This window comes from Streptomyces sp. NPDC060064 (genome assembly GCF_042736455.1).
Classification (GTDB): Bacteria; Actinomycetota; Actinomycetes; order Streptomycetales; family Streptomycetaceae; genus Streptomyces.
Window position 1 is genome coordinate 164,815 of record NZ_JBHWWF010000016.1, and the last position, 16,966, is coordinate 181,780.

Annotated in this window: 16 protein-coding genes; 10 read left to right on the forward strand and 6 right to left on the reverse strand. The window is 70.5% G+C overall.

All coding sequences use genetic code 11. The annotated features are described in order from the left end of the window. The first annotated feature begins 24 nt into the window (after positions 1-24). Positions 25-813, forward strand: coding sequence for a hypothetical protein (locus ACFWDI_RS20670; protein ID WP_385305809.1), 789 nt, complete (start codon positions 25-27; stop codon positions 811-813). A 17-nt stretch (positions 814-830) separates the two neighbouring features. On the opposite strand, the gene ACFWDI_RS20675 is transcribed toward ACFWDI_RS20670, so the two are convergent. Then, on the reverse strand, positions 831-1,313 hold the full coding sequence (locus ACFWDI_RS20675; RefSeq protein ID WP_385305811.1) for a MarR family winged helix-turn-helix transcriptional regulator: 483 nt from the start codon (positions 1,311-1,313) through the stop codon (positions 831-833). A gap of 228 nt (positions 1,314-1,541) precedes the next feature. Here ACFWDI_RS20675 and ACFWDI_RS20680 point away from each other — a divergent pair, with 228 nt between their 5' ends. Continuing rightward, positions 1,542-2,369, forward strand: coding sequence for a lysozyme (locus ACFWDI_RS20680; protein WP_385305813.1), 828 nt, complete (start codon positions 1,542-1,544; stop codon positions 2,367-2,369). Between the two features lie 35 nt (positions 2,370-2,404). Here ACFWDI_RS20680 and ACFWDI_RS20685 read toward each other — a convergent pair whose 3' ends face one another. Then, positions 2,405-3,238 (reverse strand): pentapeptide repeat-containing protein, encoded by an 834-nt coding sequence (locus ACFWDI_RS20685; protein WP_385305815.1) that lies wholly within the window; start codon positions 3,236-3,238, stop codon positions 2,405-2,407. Positions 3,239-3,312: 74 nt separating this feature from the next. Then, a complete protein-coding gene (locus tag ACFWDI_RS20690; RefSeq protein WP_385305817.1) occupies positions 3,313-6,153 on the reverse strand; it encodes a M4 family metallopeptidase in 2,841 nt (946 codons plus the stop codon). Positions 6,154-6,302: 149 nt separating this feature from the next. On the opposite strand from ACFWDI_RS20690, the gene ACFWDI_RS20695 reads away from it, so the two are divergent. Both ACFWDI_RS20695 and ACFWDI_RS20700 read left to right on the forward strand, forming a co-directional pair. Continuing rightward, entirely contained in the window at positions 6,303-7,310 is a 1,008-nt protein-coding gene (locus ACFWDI_RS20695) for a helix-turn-helix domain-containing protein (protein ID WP_385305818.1), read from the forward strand. A gap of 26 nt (positions 7,311-7,336) precedes the next feature. Beyond that, positions 7,337-8,149 (forward strand): trypsin-like serine peptidase, encoded by an 813-nt coding sequence (locus ACFWDI_RS20700; protein ID WP_385305819.1) that lies wholly within the window; start codon positions 7,337-7,339, stop codon positions 8,147-8,149. Between the two features lie 119 nt (positions 8,150-8,268). Here the strand turns inward: ACFWDI_RS20700 and lon are convergent, their stop codons facing one another. Further along, positions 8,269-10,686: an endopeptidase La gene (gene lon, locus ACFWDI_RS20705; RefSeq protein WP_385305821.1), complete on the reverse strand. Its 2,418-nt coding sequence runs from the start codon at positions 10,684-10,686 to the stop codon at positions 8,269-8,271. A gap of 176 nt (positions 10,687-10,862) precedes the next feature. Between lon and ACFWDI_RS20710 the strand changes: the two genes are divergently transcribed. Both ACFWDI_RS20710 and ACFWDI_RS20715 read left to right on the forward strand, forming a co-directional pair. Further along, a complete protein-coding gene (locus ACFWDI_RS20710) occupies positions 10,863-11,507 on the forward strand; it encodes a GNAT family N-acetyltransferase (RefSeq protein WP_385305823.1) in 645 nt (214 codons plus the stop codon). A gap of 127 nt (positions 11,508-11,634) precedes the next feature. Beyond that, on the forward strand, positions 11,635-12,117 hold the full coding sequence (locus tag ACFWDI_RS20715) for a protealysin inhibitor emfourin (protein WP_385305825.1): 483 nt from the start codon (positions 11,635-11,637) through the stop codon (positions 12,115-12,117). Positions 12,118-12,136: 19 nt separating this feature from the next. On the opposite strand, the gene ACFWDI_RS20720 is transcribed toward ACFWDI_RS20715, so the two are convergent. Further along, positions 12,137-12,532: a VOC family protein gene (locus ACFWDI_RS20720; protein WP_385305827.1), complete on the reverse strand. Its 396-nt coding sequence runs from the start codon at positions 12,530-12,532 to the stop codon at positions 12,137-12,139. A 53-nt stretch (positions 12,533-12,585) separates the two neighbouring features. Continuing rightward, on the reverse strand, positions 12,586-13,368 hold the full coding sequence (locus tag ACFWDI_RS20725; protein WP_385305829.1) for a rhomboid-like protein: 783 nt from the start codon (positions 13,366-13,368) through the stop codon (positions 12,586-12,588). A 297-nt stretch (positions 13,369-13,665) separates the two neighbouring features. On the opposite strand from ACFWDI_RS20725, the gene ACFWDI_RS20730 reads away from it, so the two are divergent. The 4 genes from ACFWDI_RS20730 to ACFWDI_RS20745 form a co-directional block, all read left to right on the forward strand. Beyond that, positions 13,666-14,343, forward strand: a complete 678-nt coding sequence (locus tag ACFWDI_RS20730) for a spermidine synthase (protein ID WP_385305831.1) — start codon at positions 13,666-13,668, stop codon at positions 14,341-14,343. 103 nt (positions 14,344-14,446) lie between these two features. Next, the gene (locus ACFWDI_RS20735) at positions 14,447-15,184 is read left to right on the forward strand and encodes a response regulator transcription factor (protein ID WP_327326033.1); all 738 of its coding nucleotides are present in this window, start codon (positions 14,447-14,449) and stop codon (positions 15,182-15,184) included. Between the two features lie 58 nt (positions 15,185-15,242). Beyond that, on the forward strand, positions 15,243-16,304 hold the full coding sequence (locus ACFWDI_RS20740) for an ATP-binding protein (protein ID WP_385305846.1): 1,062 nt from the start codon (positions 15,243-15,245) through the stop codon (positions 16,302-16,304). Between the two features lie 290 nt (positions 16,305-16,594). Further along, the coding region (locus tag ACFWDI_RS20745) for a hypothetical protein (protein WP_385305833.1) at positions 16,595-16,966 on the forward strand (372 nt) is incomplete at its 3' end.

Sequence of the window (16,966 nt, forward strand, 5' to 3'; positions counted from 1 at the left end):
AAGGAGTCATGCAGACTGGATCTCATGCGTATCGAACTCGCCACCGCCCCCGGCACTCCCGAACGCCCCAACGAGGACTGGGCGTCCGTGACCCTGCCCGCCTCGGGCCAGGGCGGAACACTGGTCGTGCTGGACGGCGTGACCCCTCCGAAGGGGGATGACGGATGTGTGCACGGAGTGCCCTGGTTCACCGCCCGGCTCGGCGGCGCGCTGGTCGAACTGTCCGGTTCGCGACAGGATCTGACGCTGACGGAGATCCTCTCCACGGCAATCCGGCGCACCGCTGACACCCACCGCGAAACCTGTGACCTTTCTCACGTGCGCACGCCTCAGGCAACGGTGGTCATGGCGCGCTGGGGTGCCGCGACGGAGGCGGTGGAGTATCTGGTGCTCTCCGACTCCACGCTGCTGCTGGAGTCACCGGGCGGTGAGGTGCGGGCGGTGCTGGACGACCGGATCGACCGACTGCCCCGGGCCTCCCTGCGTACGCACGCCTCGGCGGACGCCCTGCGCAATGCGGAGGGCGGGTTCTTCACCGCCGCGGCCGATCCGGCTGTGGCGGTCCGTGCGGTGACGGGCAGTACGCCGCGTGCCGAGGTACGGGCGGTGGCCGCGCTCACGGACGGCGCGTCCCGCTGGGTCGACATGTTCGCGGAGGGCAGCTGGGCCGAGTGCCTGGGCCTCATCCGCAAGGAAGGGCCGCAGGGGCTGATCGACCGGGTCAGGGCGCTGGAGAAGTCGGCCGAAGAGCGCACGGCCGTGATCCGCTGGAAGCTGCACGACGATGCGGCGGTCGTCTTCGCGGAGCTCTGACCCCGCTGCCGGCTCCCTCAGCTCTCCGCTCGCGCGTTCAGCTGGTGCAGCAGCCGGGCCAGCTCCGCGATCTCGCCGCGGTCCCAGCCGGCCAGTTTGTTCACATAGCTGTCGCGGCGCGCGTCACGCACCCGGCGGAAGCGGGCCAGGCCCTCGTCGGTGAGCCGGACGAGTGAGGCCCGTCCGTCGGCCGGATCGGGTTCGCGGGTCACCAGACCGAGCTCCTCGAGGGCGCGCAGCTGGCGGCTCATGGTCGCCTTGCCGACGCCGAAGTATCCGGCGAGCGCGGTGGCGCGCTGCTGCCCGACCTCTTCCAGACGTACGAACAAGCCGTAGGCGGCGGGCTCCAGCTCGGGGTGGACCTCGCGCGCCATTTCGCCCGAGGACGCCCGGGCCCGGCGCAGAAAGACGGCCAACTCCCGCTCCAGGGCGAGGAATACGTGGTCCACACCACTCTCACCCTTGGGGTCCGCTTCACTCCCCGTACCGCTTTCGTGCACGTCAGCACCCCTCGCACGCTTTCCGGATCCTGAAAGTTTCTTCCGGCGGCATCCATTGCCGCAGCTCGGCCAGTATTTCGCAGGCGTAGACCAACGGCAGCACCCCGCCCCCCTTCCACTGCGCGGTTCTACGTGCGTAGCTTCATGAATGGCATGTCCACACCATATTCCGCCACGACATGTCGATTCATCGCCAGATCCCCCCACCGAGGTCTTCGGAGGCACGCCATGCCCGTGCACAGATCCGGAACGACCGGCCGCTCACGCCTCGCGACAGCCGCCGGCACTCTCCTCGCAGTCCTCACCCTCCTCATCACGCTCCCCGGAGCGGCCGGCGCCACGGACACTCCCCCGCGCGGTTCGGCCCACCTGGGTACGGGCGTCGTCGCCCACGACGGTCAGGGCGGCGCCCCGCGCGACAACCGCGCCGCCCAGACCGAAGGTGTGGACGTCTCCAGCCACCAGGGCAACGTCAACTGGGCGGCGCTGTGGAACAGCGGTGTGAAGTGGGCCTACGTGAAGGCCACCGAGGGCACGTACTACAAGAACCCGTACTTCGCGCAGCAGTACGGCGGCTCGTACAACATCGGAATGATCCGCGGCGCGTACCACTTCGCCACCCCCGACACCGCGACCGGCACCGCACAGGCCGACTACTTCGTGAACAACGGCGGCGGCTGGTCCCGCGACGGCAGGACCCTCCCCGGCGCGCTGGACATCGAGTGGAACCCGTACGGCGCCGCCTGCTTCGGCAAGACCCAGTCCGGCATGGTCACCTGGATCCGCGACTTCCTGAACCGCTACCGGGCACGCACCGGGCGCGACGCGGTCATCTACACCGCCACCAGCTGGTGGACCCAGTGCACGGGCAACTACAGCGGCTTCGGTGCGACCGACCCGCTGTGGATCGCGCGCTACAACACCACACCGGGCACGCTCCCGGCCGGCTGGATCTACCAAACGATGTGGCAGTACACCTCGTCAGGACCGATCGTCGGCGACCACAACAGGTTCAACGGCGCGTACGACCGCGTCGTGGCGCTCGCCAACGGCTGAGCAGAGCCAATAGGGCCCGCCTCGCGCCCCGCTGGTCACGACCAGTGCGCGGGGCGGGTCAGCGCGGGCGGGAGCCTCGTCGCCGCGTCGCCTTTCGCCGCGTTGAGCTGCGGCTGGGTGAGGAAGAAGCTCCCCGTCAGATCCGCACCCGCGAGATCCGCGTCCCTCAGGTCGGCCCCGATGAGATCGGCCAGTCGCAGATCGGCACCCGTGAGATCGGCGGCGATGAGATACGCGCCCCGCAGACTGGCGCCCCTGAGGTCCGCGCCCCGCAGCCTCGCTCCCATCAGGTCGGCCCCCCTGCGGTCCTTCTTCTTGCGTCCGGCCCGACCGGCTTCGGCCCGGACCAGCTCGCTCGTGCGGAGCAGCAGCACATTGACGTCCTGCCGGTGCGCCGCCACATCCAGCTTCCCGAGGGCATCGGGACCGAGCTCGGTCAGGCGTTCGGTCTCGTCGAGCAGCCGGCGGATATCGCCGTGCAGCGAGCGGGCCGGCCGCAGCGTCAGCGCCTCGGTCAGATACCGGAGCAGCTCATGGAGCTGCCGTACGACCGGGAACACCGCGAACATCTCCTGCGCGGTCTCCGGTGCCTGCCGCCAGTCCTTGCCACCGAAGGTGACCTGGGAGACCTTCTGTCCGGCGCCGAAACAGTCGTACACGGTGCAACCGGAGAATCCGCTCTGCCGCAGCCGGGTGTGGATGCCGCAGCGGAAGTCCGTCCGCAGATTGCGGCACGGCGTTCCGGCGTCCTTGTTGACCGCGAAATCGGCCGACGCGGTGAAGGGCAGCGCGACACAGCACAACCCGAAGCAGCTTTCGCAGTCGGCCTGCAGGGCGCGGTCCTCACTCTGTCCGGTCACGGTGTCCATGGAACCATTCTGAAGGACCCCCGGCGCACGGGCGCCGGGGGTCCGTCTCTCACGGAGAGACCATCACAGAACCGTCAGCCGCACAGACCCGCCGGCCGGTCACGGGTGACCAGGTCGGTCCAGCCCGTGGTGCCGTCGATCCAGACGACCTGCCGGCCGGAGACCGCGGCCGGCGAGATCTGCTCGCCACGGTTGCAGGAGACCCGCTCCCGGCGCGAGCCGTCCGTGGTCAGCTGCCACAGCTTCGGCAGCGACTCATTGCGGAGTGCCGTGCCCGGCAGCGCGCCGTTCACGGTGACCGCGTCCTCGGAGGACGTGAGGTCGGAGGAGATCAGCGCGCCCGGCTTGCGCTCGGGGCTGATGTCCACCGTGCCGGTGCCGTCCAGGTCCGAGCGGCGGACCGACATCTGGCCCTCGTCGGCAAGGTTCTCGTCCACCAGCGAGAAGACGTACGACGAGTTGATACCGGTCTGGCCGAGTACCTCCGGCTCACCGAGCTGCTCGGTGAGCGCGGGCTTGCCGGTCTTCAGGTCGTAGACCTCGACGCCGAGCTTGTACCCCGCGCTGGTCGGATAGAGCTTGGCGTACGCGAGCTTCCCGTTCTTGATCGAGGGAAGAGCGGTGAGGATCTCGAAGCCGCCGCCGTCCACGGTGGTGGGCTGACGGTCACCGGGGCGCAGATACTGGACATGCCGCTCGAAGAACCCGAGTGTCTCGAAGACGACCACGCCGTTCTCGACCCGCAGACCGCTGATGTCGCTGGACGAGGTGTACAGCTTCTTGATCGGGCCGCCCGCGATCGGACGGGAGAGGATGTCGAGACTGGTCGCGCCGTACGCCGCCCAGACGACCGTCTTTCCGTCGGTCGCCGGATAGACGTGGTAGCGGCCGTCGTTGGGGCTCATCAGCTTCGGCGCGCCCTTGCCGTCCGTACGGCCGGCATAGACGGAGTACGGCTCCGAGCCGTCGTCGTTCGACTGTGAGACGGTCCACCAGCCGCCGCCCGCCTGGGCTCCGGTGCCGGCGGTGTTGACCTTGCCGAGCAGCTGGTCGGTGTCGACGCCGAGCGCGTCCTCCCAGCCCGGCACGATGCCGTGGGCGTTGAAGGAGCGCTTCGCGGCGTTGAGCTGCTGCGCGCTGACGCCGAGGTCCTTGGCCGCGGCGAGCACGGCGTTGCGCCCGTCGGTGAAGCCGTCGAGCGGCGTCATGTACTCGGACAGCGCCTTGTAGACGATCCGGTCGGCGAGCTCCCCGCCCACGTCCTGGCGCAGGTCCCACAGCGCGCCGGAGAAGATGGTGGAGTTGAGGTGCACGCCGCCGTTGTCGGTGCCGAAGGTGATCCCGAGGAAGTTCTTCGAGGTGCTCGCGCCGTCGTTGAGGTTGCGGAAGGCGCAGGCGCGCGGCTTCGCCGTACGGCAGAGGTCCTCGCCGATCAGGCCGGAGTCCGGGTCGTCCATGGAGATACCGGAAGCGGCGGTGTCGATGGCGTTGCCGAAGTAGTCGGCGAGCGCCTCGTTCATCGCTCCCGACTGGCCTGCGTAGACCAGGTTGGCGGTGTTCTCGACGACACCGTGGGTCATCTCGTGGCCCACCACGTCGAGGTCGGCGGAGAGCGGCTTGTACTCGTCGTCCCCGCTGCCGTAGACCATCTTCTGGCCGTCCCAGAAGGCGTTGACGTACGGCGAGCCGAACTCGGTCACACCGACCAGGGAGTTGATCGTCATGCCGCGGCCGTCGAGGCTGTCGCGGGCGTGGTTGTTCCGGTAGTAGTCGTAGACCTTGCCGGCCGCCCAGTGTGCGTCGACCGCGCCCGACTCGGTGGCCCCCTTGCCGAAGTCCGCCGCCGGGTCGGCGAATTCCTTCAGCCCGCCGGGCCAGACGCCCGACACCTCGGAGACGTCGCGGCCGCGCGCGTCCCAGGTGGTGAGGGTGTTCTTGGTGGTGGCCGTCATACGCGACGAGTCGATCATCACGTACTGGTTGGCGGTGGTGTCCAGGTGGACGTCGAGGCCGACCTTGGCGCCGTCCAGCTTGACGCCGGTGCCCTTGACGCCCGCGGCCGGGTCGGCGTCGGCAGCCGCCGCTCCTGCCTTCGGAGCGGCCTTGGCGGCCGCGGAGGACGCCGCCGCCTTCGGCGCGGTGAGGGTCTTGATGCCGCTGAACTGGAGCACCGGGAAGCCGGCGCCGGCGTCGATGTAGACCTGCTGCAGCACCGGTTCGCCGGTGGAGGGGTTCGTGCCGCGTACGGTCACGTGGTACGCGAGCACACCTTCGCCGCGCGGGATCACCACGAGGCCGCCCGCGGTGCCGCTGAGTGCGGCCGCCTTCGCGGACTTGTCCCCCTTGCGGTGTACGGCGTCGGCCTTGCTCAGCGTCTTGCCGCCGAGGCGGGCGGCGGTGGCCGAGACCGCGCGGCGTACCGCCGTGTCCTCGCTGACGCTCGCCCTGGTGCCGGTCTTCAGGCCGGTGAAGTACTTGCCGGAGGTGCCAGTGACGACGCGCTTGCCGCCCTTGGACTCCATCCGTACGACGTACTCTCCGCCGAACACCGGGATGCCGTGGTGCTTCTGCTGAAGCCGTACGGTCTCCTCCGCGCCGTGCTTGACGGTCTGCAGCGGTGTGAGATCGCGCCGGGCGTCGGCGATCCTGTAGCGGCTCTCCTTGGCGGCGAGATGACCGCGGGCCGCGTCCGCCGGGCTCGCCTTGGCGTCGGCCGCCTCCCGGATGCCGTCGACGAGCGACGGAGTGGCGGTTCGGGCGCCCGGAAGAACGTCGCCGGGCGGTGCGGCGGCCGGCGGGGTTACCGCCTGGGCCGGTATCGCGGTGAGCAGCAATCCTGCCGCTCCGAGCAGTGCGGCGAGACCGGTCCCCCTGGTAATGCCCGGTCTCTGCGTGCGTGAACTGAGCTTGCGCACAGTACGTACCCCTCCCACGTGCTGGTCAGCCGTAAAGGTGGTCATGGCCATGCAACCGGTGGGACGCCAACCCGACAATGTGGTCGGCAGGTTGACAAGTGGACACGCACACTTGTGTGGCCCGTGAAGACAGAGTGAGAATCCGACGCATGAGCGAGGGGGAACTGCACACCCTCGGCCTGGGTAAGGCCGAGGAACGCACCTACGAGGCACTGCTCAAGGAACGGGCCGCCGGGGCCGAGGAGTTGGCGCGCCTGCTGGGGCTGCCACGCGAGCGTCTTGACCGGGCGCTCGGCCATCTCGTCGAGCACGGCATCGCGCTGCCCGCCGACGGAGGCGGACTGCCGCATCCGGCCGCGCCTGCCGCGGCCATCCGTACCCTCATCCACCGCCGTCAGGCCGAACTCCACTTACGGTCGGCCGAGTTGGAGCGATTACGGATGAGCGCGGACCAGCTCGCCGGCCGGCTGATGTCCGGCTCGCCCAGCGCCCCCGAGGGCGGTATCGAGGTGGTGACGGGCCCCAAGGAGATCGGCGAACGGGCGGAGTATCTGCTGGCGTCGGCGGAGCGCGAGGTCGCGATCCTGGACCGTCCGCCGTATGTGAAGGGCCCCCGCGGGGACGACAGCTCCCGCACCCCCTGCCTGGACATCGAGGCCCTCCTGGACCGCGGGGTGGAGGTGCGGACCGTCCTGGACCGGGACGGGCTCGGCCACCCGGGCCGGATGCGCTCGCTGACCGGCCTTGTCGAGCAGGGGCTGCGGGCACGCGTCGCGACCGCGGTCCCCACCAAACTGATCGCCGTGGACCGCCGGGTCACGCTGCTCCCACCGACCGACGCCGCCGACCCGACGGCATCGGCCCTGGTGATCGGCGATGGTCTGCTCGGCAACGCACTGGTGCCGCTCTTCGAGACGGTGTGGGAGCGGGCCACCCCGCTCGGCGGCTCCGCCAGCAGCTGCGGCTCGCTGCCCACGGCGCAGAAGGAACTCCTCGGACTGCTCGCCGCCGGGCTCAAGGACGAGGCGATCGCGCGCCGTCTCGGCGTCCATGTCCACACGGCGCGCCGAAGGATCAGCCGCCTGCTGGAGACGCTGGGCGCGGAGACCCGCTTTCAGGCGGGAGCGCAGGCGACCTTGCGAGGGTGGCTGGACTGACAGCCGTAAACAGGCAAGATGGCCGGATGAAGTGGATCGCTCGCCCGATGAGGCTGCTGAGGTGGCCCGCAATAGCCCTGCTCGCCGCCGCTACGGCGTGCGGCGGGCCGGTCTCCGCCGATACGGGCAGCAAGCCCGCCGAGCTGCCGGACCCGCCCGAGCCGCAGTCCTCCGCGACTCCGTTCGCGGGTCTGCCGTTCGCCGGGGTGCTGCTCGACAAGGACGGCGAACACTTCTGTTCCGCGAGCGTCGTGGACAGCCCCAAGGGCAATGTCATCGCCACCGCCGCGCACTGTGTCTTCGAGTACGGCAGCTACCTGGAGAACTTCAGCTTCGCGCCGGGCTTCACCGGGGCGGGTGCGGGCAAGGCGCCGTACGGGCGGTGGAAGGTCCGCGCCATCCAGGTGGACGACCGCTGGCGCAAGGTCACCGACGACTCCGACTCCGTGGACTATGCCTTCCTGACCGTGGAGCCGGACGCCAAGGGCCGCAACATCCAGGAGGTCGTGGGCGGCACCCCTGTCGACTGGGCCTCTGCCGTGACCCGCCGGGTCACGGTCGTCGGCTACCCCAACCCGGACCACAATCCGGCCAACAAGCCTATTTCCTGCACCACCGACACCCAGCAGGATCCGGCGCTCGCCGGGTCCGTACGCATGGACTGCTCAGGCTTCTGGGACGGCACGAGCGGCGGCCCCTGGCTCGCCGACTACCGGGATCCCAAGCATCCGGGCCATCTGATCGGGGTGACCAGCGGCGGCGACACGGACAGCGTCACCACCGCGGTCCGCTTCAACGCCGATGCCCGCAAGCTGTACGAGAAGGCTGCGAAGGGGTAGCCCGCGGCGGCGGGCGGACAGCGCTCGGCCCGGCCGGGGGACGCTGTGCTCGGGACCGGCCGGCGGACAGCGCTCGGGCCCGGTGGTGTGGCACACCACCGGGCCCTGCCGTCGGACCGTCAGGCCGCGGCCGCCACCGCCACCTCGGCCGGAGACAGCGCGATCTCCAGGACCTGGCGGACATCCGTCACCGGATGCACCTCGAGCTTGTCCAGGATCTCGGCCGGGACGTCGTCCAGGTCCGCCTCGTTCCGCTTGGGGATGACAACGGTCGTGATACCGGCTCGGTGTGCGGCAAGGAGCTTCTGCTTCAGACCGCCGATCGGCAGCACCCGTCCGGTCAGCGACACCTCTCCGGTCATCGCCACATCCGTACGCACCTGGCGTCCGGAGAGCAGCGACGCGAGCGCCGTCGTCATCGTGATGCCCGCGCTCGGGCCGTCCTTGGGCACCGCGCCCGCCGGGAAGTGGATATGCGCGCCCCGGTCCTTCAGATCAGCAACCGGAAGCTCCAGTTCCGCGCCGTGCGAGCGCAGGAAGCTCAGTGCGATCTGCGCGGACTCCTTCATCACGTCGCCGAGCTGGCCGGTGAGGGTCAGTCCCGCCGCGCCCGTCTCCGGGTCGGCCAGCGAGGCCTCGACGAACAGGACGTCGCCGCCCGCGCCGGTGACCGCGAGGCCCGTGGCCACACCGGGCACGGCCGTACGGCGCTCGGACGGGTCCTGAGCGGACTCGGGCACATGGTGCGGCCGTCCGATCAGACCGCGCAGCTGCTCGGCGCCGATCGTGAACGGCAGCTCCTGCTCGCCCAGTTCGTGCTGGGAGGCCACCTTGCGCAGCAGCCGGGCCACCGAACGCTCCAGGTTACGCACGCCCGCTTCCCGGGTGTACTCGCCGGCGAGCTTGCGCAGCGCCGAGTCGTCCAGGGTCACCTCGCCGGGCTCCAGTCCCGCCCGCTCCAGCTGGCGCGGCAGCAGGTGGTCCCTCGCGATGACGACCTTCTCGTCCTCGGTGTAGCCGTCGAGCCTGACCAGCTCCATCCGGTCGAGCAGCGCCTCCGGGATGGCTTCCAGGACGTTCGCCGTGGCGAGGAACACCACGTCGGACAGGTCGAGTTCGACCTCCAGGTAGTGGTCGCGGAAGGTGTGATTCTGTGCCGGGTCCAGGACTTCGAGCAGCGCCGCGGCCGGGTCGCCGCGGAAGTCGGAGCCGACCTTGTCGATCTCGTCGAGCAGGACGACCGGGTTCATCGAGCCGGCCTCCTTGATGGCGCGGACGACACGACCGGGCAGCGCGCCGACGTACGTACGCCGGTGGCCGCGGATCTCCGCCTCGTCCCGTACACCGCCGAGCGCGACCCGGACGAACTTCCGGCCCATCGCGTGCGCCACGGACTCGCCGAGTGAGGTCTTGCCGACGCCCGGCGGGCCGACGAGCGCGAGCACCGCGCCCCCGCGCCGCCCGCCGACCACGCCGAGCCCCCGGTCGGCGCGCCGCTTGCGCACCGCCAGGTATTCGGTGATCCGCTCCTTCACGTCCTGCAGGCCCGCGTGCTCGGCGTCCAGGATCGCCCTGGCGCCCTGGATGTCGTGCTCGGCAGTGTCGTCAGTTCGCTCGTTCCAGGGCAGCTCCAGGACGGTGTCGAGCCAGGTGCGGATCCAGGAGCCCTCGGGGTTCTGGTCACTGGACCGCTCCAGCTTCTCGACCTCCTTGAGGGCGGCTTCCCGCACCTTCTCCGGGAGGTCGGCGGCCTCGACGCGGGCGCGGTAGTCGTCGGACTCGTCCGCGGCGTCGGTGATTCCGCCGTTGAGCTCGCGCAGCTCCTTGCGTACGGCTTCGAGCTGACGCCGCAGCAGGAATTCGCGCTGCTGCTTGTCGACGCCCTCCTGGACGTCCTTGGCGATGGACTCGGCGACGTCCTGCTCGGCGAGGTGTTCGCGCAGCTGATCGGTGGCGAGCTTGAGGCGGGCCACCGGGTCGGCGGTCTCGAGCAGTTCGATCTTCTGAGTGGTGGTGAGGAACGGCGAGTAGCCGGAGTTGTCGGCAAGCTGCGAGACATCGTCGATTTGCTGAACCCGGTCCACGACCTGCCATGCGCCGCGATTCTTCAGCCAGCTGGTGGCGAGCGCCTTGTACTCCTTGACGAGCTCGGCGACCGAGCCCGGCAGGGGGTCGGGCGCGCTCTCGTCGATCTGGGCGCCCTCGACCCAGAGCGCGGCCCCGGGTCCCGTGGTGCCCGCGCCGATCTTCACGCGGCCGCGGCCGCGGATGAGCGCGCCGGGGTCGCCGTCGGAGAGCCTGCCCACCTGCTCGACGGTCCCGAGCACACCGGTCCCGGCGTACGAGCCGTCGACCCGCGGAACAAGCAGCACCTTCGGCTTGCTTTCACCGCTGGAGCGGGCGGCAGCCTGGGCGGCCTCCACGGCGGCCCGCACCTCGGTGTCGGACAGGTCGAGCGGCACCACCATTCCGGGCAGCACGACCTCGTCGTCGAGCGGCAGCACGGGCAGGGTGAGCGGTGTGGACGTCGAAGCCATGATCTCCCCTATGGCAGTCAAGTTGAGCTTTATGGACTCAATGCACAGAGCCCTGGAGATGTTCCCCCGGACCTGTTCGCTGTCAGCGATCAGCTCTCGCGAGGCGAGGCTCCTCAGGATGTAATAGCCAATCATGGAGTGTGTCTATTACTAATCCAGCTGCCCGAGGAGTACGGATGACCTTCGAGTCCACCGCCGAGACCGTCCGGGCCTGGGTCCACGGCTGGGTCGCCTCGCGCGGCGCGGCGGATCCCGTCGCCGAACCCTGGGGGTTCAGCGTCGACGTGGGCCAGGTACAACACGCCACGCGCCATGTGCTGACCGCCGACGACGAGGCGACCGTCCGCAAGATCGCCGACGCGGTCGCGGCCCCGAGCGTCTGGCTCAAGGTGTTCGCCGACCCCGAGTCGGCCCTCTCCTGGGCCGGGCCGGGCTGGAAGGTCGACGAACCGGGCTGGCTGATGTGGGCCGAGCTCCGCCGTACCGAGACCGCCGTGCCCGACGGCTACACCCTCAAGACCTGGTCCCGCGGCGGCGTCACCCGGGTCCTGGTGGTCGCCGCGGACGGTTCGTTCGCCGCCCGCGGCCAGATCGCACCGACCGGCGCCACCGCCGTCGCCGACCAGGTGGAGACCTCGTCGGCGCACCGGCGCAGGGGGCTCGGCAGCCTGGTGATGCGTACGCTCCACAACGCCGCGGTCGAGCAGGGCGCGGGCATCGGAGTGCTGGGCGCGACACCGGAGGGGCGGGCACTGTACGAGTCGCTGGGCTGGCGGACGCAGGCCCCGCTGGTCAGCCTCTCCTACGACCCGCCGGCCTGACCCGTATGCCCGACCCATGCCGCCCGACCCGTACGCGCGACCGACTGCCCCGTACGCCTGACCGGTCGGGGCTCCGGAGGCGATACTGCGGGCACGTACTGGTGCGGTACGGACGACAGGTGGGCACATGCGACTGATCACACGGGCTCGGTGCGGTACGGCGGGTGTGCTGCTGGCCGCCGCCCTGACGGCGGGGTGCGCGGGAGGCGGCGGCGCCGGGTCGCCGGGCCCGGCGGAATCAGCGAGCGCCTCGCCCGCACCGTCGCCCTCGGCGACCCCTGCTCCGGCGCGGCCGCTGGTCGGGATGACGGTCACCGGCGGCATCGCCGGCGTACATGACACGCTGGCGGTCCGGGACGACGGCACGTACACCACGTCATCGAGGACCGGACCCGCCCGGACCGGCCGGATGACACCCGCCGAGCTGACCGAGCTGCGCACGGCCCTGGAGAAGGCGGATTTCGCCCGCCTGCCCCGCGAGGCCACAGGCAGCCCGATCGCGGACGGATTCACCTACCGGCTCACGTACGCCGGTCACACCGTCACCACCGACGACACGACACGGCCGCCGGCCCTGCGGGCGGTGTTCGCCGCACTCCCGCAGGACTGACCGGGCCACCCCTTGGCGGTCAGCTGCGCTCGACGATCCGGAGTGTGTTGCCGTCCGGATCGCGGAAGACGAACATCGCCGGCACTCCCCCGCCCCAGCGCAGCACATCGGGGCCGGCGTCCACACCTGCGGCCGGCAGGGCCGCGTGGTCGGCGTCCGCGTTCCCGGTCGTGAGGCGGATGCCCGTCTCGACGCCGGCGGGCAGGTCATCGGTCGCGGCGACGAGCGCGAGCGAGGTCTCCGCTCCCAAGGGCGCGACCTCGATCCAGCGCTCGCCCGCTCCGAAGGGCGTGTCGACGCGCTTCTCGAAGCCCAGCGTGCCGACATAGAACTCAAGGGCCCGGTCCTGGTCCGTGACCGGGATCGACACCGTACGCACCTGGGTGAGGTGAGTCTTTGCGTGGTTGCTGCTCACTTCGGTCTCCTGTTCGCCGGTTTACCCATCAGGACGGCCGGCGCCGGAGAAACTCATCGGCCGTGGAGCACGGGCTCTTTCCGCCGCGCCGACCAGCGGCCCACCGCGGGCCAGCAGGCGATTCCGGCCAGCAGCGCCAGCGGATGGCCCCAGTTGGTGAGCGGATCCTCAAGGGCAAGCAGGTCCTGGACGAGGATCAGGGACACACAGCCGAGGAGCGTGCCGCGAGCCACCGGTCGGAGCAGTCCGGCCAGGGCGCCGATGCTCGCCATCAGACCGAAGCTGATGCCGTAGTCGAGGCGGTGCAGGGAGCTGACGGGCAGATGTCCCGTCACCACCGAGACCGCGACCGGTATCTCGGTGGCCAGCGTCGCCGCGACATGGCCGACCAGGAAGACTCCGGCGGCGCGCCAGCCGCCGATGCGGCGTTCCAGCGCGGTGAGCGTGAAGAGGAACGCGATCGCGTACGGGCCCAGCAGACCGCCCGCGACCCACAGCGCGCTGGCGCCGAGAACGAGCAGGGGGGTGTCCACCAAGTGGGCGACGTCGGTACTGGAGCCACGGAGCAGCGCGGAGACGGTCGCGGGGTCTCCGTACTGCGCGAAGAGCGACGTGGTGAGCAGTACGAGGACGTAGCAGAAGGTGAACGGCGTCCCGGTCGGCGTGGGCAGCAACTGGAGCGCCTGCCGCCACAGGGGCAGTCGCGGGCACGGGACGGGCCCGGGTGCGGACGGGAGGGCAGGCGTCGCGACCCGCGCCGGCGCCGTGGGCTGGGTTGGTATACCGCCCAGCAGCTCCTGGCCCTTGACCGGATCGCGCGTCGTCAGCTGTTCCACGCGTGAGGCCCCTCTCGTCAAGCCCCGAACAAACCCCCACCCAACGCGATCACCATCACCCCCGTCTATGACCTGCGCCACACGAGGCAACCTTGATCCCGCCTCGAGCGTCGCGCACATGTCAGGTCTTGCCGGGCGGGCTGTGATCCCGCTGTGGCCCGGCTGTGAATCGGCGGTGAACCCCACCGGCCCGCACAGCATTTGTCCCTCTCGCCCCATGGCGCCACTATGGCCACCGCAACGCGTCCGACCGCTCCCCCGCCTCCGGCGGGGGCCCATTGCCCGGAGGTCACCGCCATGCCGCTCCATACCGACGGCCCCGTCACCCTGGACCGGCGCGAGGGGCCGTACGGGGAGGTCGTGCTGCGGCAGCGTGGCGAGCAGCACGAGATCATCGCCAACGGGTGCTTCCTGATGGACACCTCCGACGGCCGCTCCGAGCGTCTGCTCGTCGACGCGGCCCTCGACGCGCTCGCCGGCCACCCCGCACCGTCGGTGCTCATCGGCGGTCTCGGCGTCGGCTTCTCGCTGGCCCGGGCCGCGGAGAACCCCCGCTGGCGCCGTATCGCCGTCGTCGAGCGCGAGCAGGCGATCATCGACTGGCACCGCACGGGCCCCCTCGCCGCGATCACCCGCGACGCCCTCGCCGATCCCCGCAGCGTGATCCTGCACACGGACCTCGTCACGTATCTCCGCACCACTACGGACCGCTACGACGCCCTCTGTCTCGACATCGACAACGGACCCGACTGGACCGTCACCGACGACAACGAGAACCTCTACTCACCGTCCGGACTCGCCGCCTGCCAGGGCCGGTTGGAGCCGGGCGGAATCCTCGCCGTGTGGTCCGCGCAGCCCTCCTCCGCGTTTGAGGATGCGTTGCGGAATGCCGGATTCACCGGGGTTACTACCGAAGAGATCCGGGTTGCCCGAGGAGTCCCCGACGTGGTCCACCTCGCTGTTCGCCCTGCGTAGCCGGGATGCCGTAACTGCCCTTACGCTGCTCACCTACACACGGCATCTACTTCGGCATCCACATCAGCATGCAGCTCGCGAGAACGCGTACAGGGGCGGGGCGATGGAGCAGACACACACCACGCACAACGGCGTCGCGGCCACGCCCGGCGCCCAGCGCCGGGTGCTGGTCGTCGAGGACGACGCGACGATCGTCGACGCCATCGCCGCCCGTCTACGGGCAGAGGGCTTTCTGGTGCAGACGGCCGTGGACGGCCCGGCCGCCGTCGACGCCGCCGAGGCCTGGCAGCCCGATCTGATGGTTCTCGATGTGATGCTGCCGGGCTTCGACGGCCTCGAGGTCTGCCGCCGGGTCCAGGCGACGCGTCCCGTCCCCGTGCTGATGCTCACAGCGCGCGACGACGAGACGGACATGCTGGTCGGCCTCGGTGTCGGCGCGGACGACTACATGACCAAGCCGTTCTCGATGCGGGAGCTCGCGGCCAGGGTGCATGTGCTGCTGCGCCGGGTGGAGCGCGCCGCGCTCGCCGCCGTGACGCCGCGCAGCGGGATCCTCCGCCTCGGCGAGCTGGAGATCGACCACGCCCAGCGCCGGGTCCGGGTGCGCGGCGAGGACGTACATCTCACCCCCACCGAGTTCGATCTGCTGGTCTGCCTGGCGAACACGCCGCGCGCGGTCCTCTCCCGCGAGCAGCTGCTCGCGGAGGTGTGGGACTGGGCGGACGCCTCGGGCACCCGGACCGTCGACAGCCACATCAAGGCCCTGCGCCGCAAGATCGGCGCCGAGCGGATCCGTACCGTCCACGGAGTCGGCTACGCGCTGGAGACGCCGGCACCATGAGGCGGCGGCCATGAGACGGCGGCGGCCCTGGAACGGGCTGCGCAGCTGGCGGACCCGGATGCGCTCCGTTTCCATCTCGATCAAGACCAAGCTCGGGACGCTCGTCGTCGTCTCGGTCTTCATCACCACCGGTCTGCTCGTGGTCGCTCTGCGCACCGAGACCGAGCTCCGTTTCATCACGGTCTTCTCGGTGATAGCGACCCTTCTGATCACCCAGTTCGTGGCGCACAGCCTGACCGCGCCGCTGGATGAGATGAACACCGTCGCCAAGGGCATTTCGCACGGCGACTACACCCGCCGGGTGCGCGGTGCCGACCGCCGTGACGAGCTCGGCGACCTGGCCTCCACCATCAACCGCATGGCCGACGATCTGGAGGCCGTGGACCAGCACCGCAAGGAGCTGGTCGCGAACGTCTCGCACGAGCTGCGCACGCCGATCGCCGCGCTGCGCGCCGTGCTCGAGAACGTCGTGGACGGGGTGTCCGCCGCCGACCCGGAGACGATGCGCACCGCGCTCAAGCAGATCGAGCGCCTGGGCCGCCTGGTGGAGACGCTCCTCGATCTGTCCCGGCTCGACAACGGCGTGGTCACGCTGCGGGCGCGCCGCTTCGAGGTCTGGCCGTACCTCTCCGGTGTGCTGAAGGAGGCCAATCTGGCCGCCGCCCAGCGCGGTCTGACCTCCGGGTCGGGCAACCACACGCGTACGGACGTACATCTGCACCTGGATGTGTCGCCGCCCGAGCTGACCGCGCACGCGGACGCCGAGCGACTGCACCAGGTGGTGGCGAATCTGATCGACAACGCCGTCAAGCACTCCCCGCCGCACGGCCGCGTGACAGTACGGGCCAGGCGCGGCCCGCAGCCGGAGTCCCTCGACCTGGAAGTGCTCGACGAGGGCCCCGGTATTCCGGAGCCGGAGCGCCACCGGGTCTTCGAGCGCTTCAACCGCGGCAGCGTCACCTCACCGCACGGACCCGGCAGCGACGGCGGTACGGGCCTCGGCCTGGCGATCGCGCGCTGGGCGGTCGATCTGCACGGCGGGCGCATCGGGGTGGCCGAATCCTCCCGGGGATGCCGGATCCAGGTCACCCTTCCGGGCCTTCGGGCGGCACGCGGTTGACGTAGGGTTCGAACCGGAAGCACGCATTCTGCGTGTACGGAGTGAGGGCGTGGCCAATAGCGGGCCAGTACGTCGTCAGGGGTGCGGGCCGACGGGCCGCAGCCACGGTGTGGCCTACCCGCGGCGAAGCGGAACCGCGCTTGTTTCCCGCCATTCACAGCCCCGAAACCCGCCTTCCGGTGTGACTTGCGCGACGATGGCCCGCCCCGCCTGCACCTCTCGGCCAGGGAGGCGTAGCCTTTATTTCCGCTGTCCATCACCTTGTGAAGCGGAAGAGGGCGGTTACCGCCGTGTCGTCTCAGTCCCCCAGTAACGCGAGCATCTCGACCGACCAAGGCGGGCAGGGTAAGAACCCTGCCGCCGCGTTCGGCCCCAATGAGTGGCTCGTCGACGAGATCTACCAGCAGTACCTCCAGGACCCCAATTCGGTCGACCGTGCCTGGTGGGACTTCTTCGCCGACTACAAGCCGGGTACGTCCGGCACGGCGGACAAGCCCGAGGGTGCCGCAGCCGCGGGGGCTGCGGTGACCACTCCGCAGGCCGCGCCATCGGCCGCCCCGGCCGCGAAGCCGGCAACCCCGGCACCGGCCCCGGCACCGGCCGCTCCGGCCCCTGCCGCTCCGGCCCCTGCCGCAGCCGCGCCCGCCGCCCCGGCGAAGCCC

Bases quoted from the DNA above. Each gene is read 5' to 3' on its own strand.
- ACFWDI_RS20670 (WP_385305809.1), top strand. From the start codon at position 25: ATGCGTATCGAACTCGCCACCGCCCCCGGCACTCCCGAACGCCCCAAC.
- ACFWDI_RS20680 (WP_385305813.1), top strand. From the start codon at position 1,542: ATGCCCGTGCACAGATCCGGAACGACCGGCCGCTCACGCCTCGCGACA.
- ACFWDI_RS20685 (WP_385305815.1), bottom strand. From the start codon at position 3,238: ATGGACACCGTGACCGGACAGAGTGAGGACCGCGCCCTGCAGGCCGAC.
- ACFWDI_RS20695 (WP_385305818.1), top strand. From the start codon at position 6,303: ATGAGCGAGGGGGAACTGCACACCCTCGGCCTGGGTAAGGCCGAGGAA.
- ACFWDI_RS20700 (WP_385305819.1), top strand. From the start codon at position 7,337: ATGAAGTGGATCGCTCGCCCGATGAGGCTGCTGAGGTGGCCCGCAATA.
- lon (WP_385305821.1), bottom strand. From the start codon at position 10,686: ATGGCTTCGACGTCCACACCGCTCACCCTGCCCGTGCTGCCGCTCGAC.
- ACFWDI_RS20710 (WP_385305823.1), top strand. From the start codon at position 10,863: ATGACCTTCGAGTCCACCGCCGAGACCGTCCGGGCCTGGGTCCACGGC.
- ACFWDI_RS20715 (WP_385305825.1), top strand. From the start codon at position 11,635: ATGCGACTGATCACACGGGCTCGGTGCGGTACGGCGGGTGTGCTGCTG.
- ACFWDI_RS20730 (WP_385305831.1), top strand. From the start codon at position 13,666: ATGCCGCTCCATACCGACGGCCCCGTCACCCTGGACCGGCGCGAGGGG.
- ACFWDI_RS20735 (WP_327326033.1), top strand. From the start codon at position 14,447: ATGGAGCAGACACACACCACGCACAACGGCGTCGCGGCCACGCCCGGC.
- ACFWDI_RS20740 (WP_385305846.1), top strand. From the start codon at position 15,243: ATGCGCTCCGTTTCCATCTCGATCAAGACCAAGCTCGGGACGCTCGTC.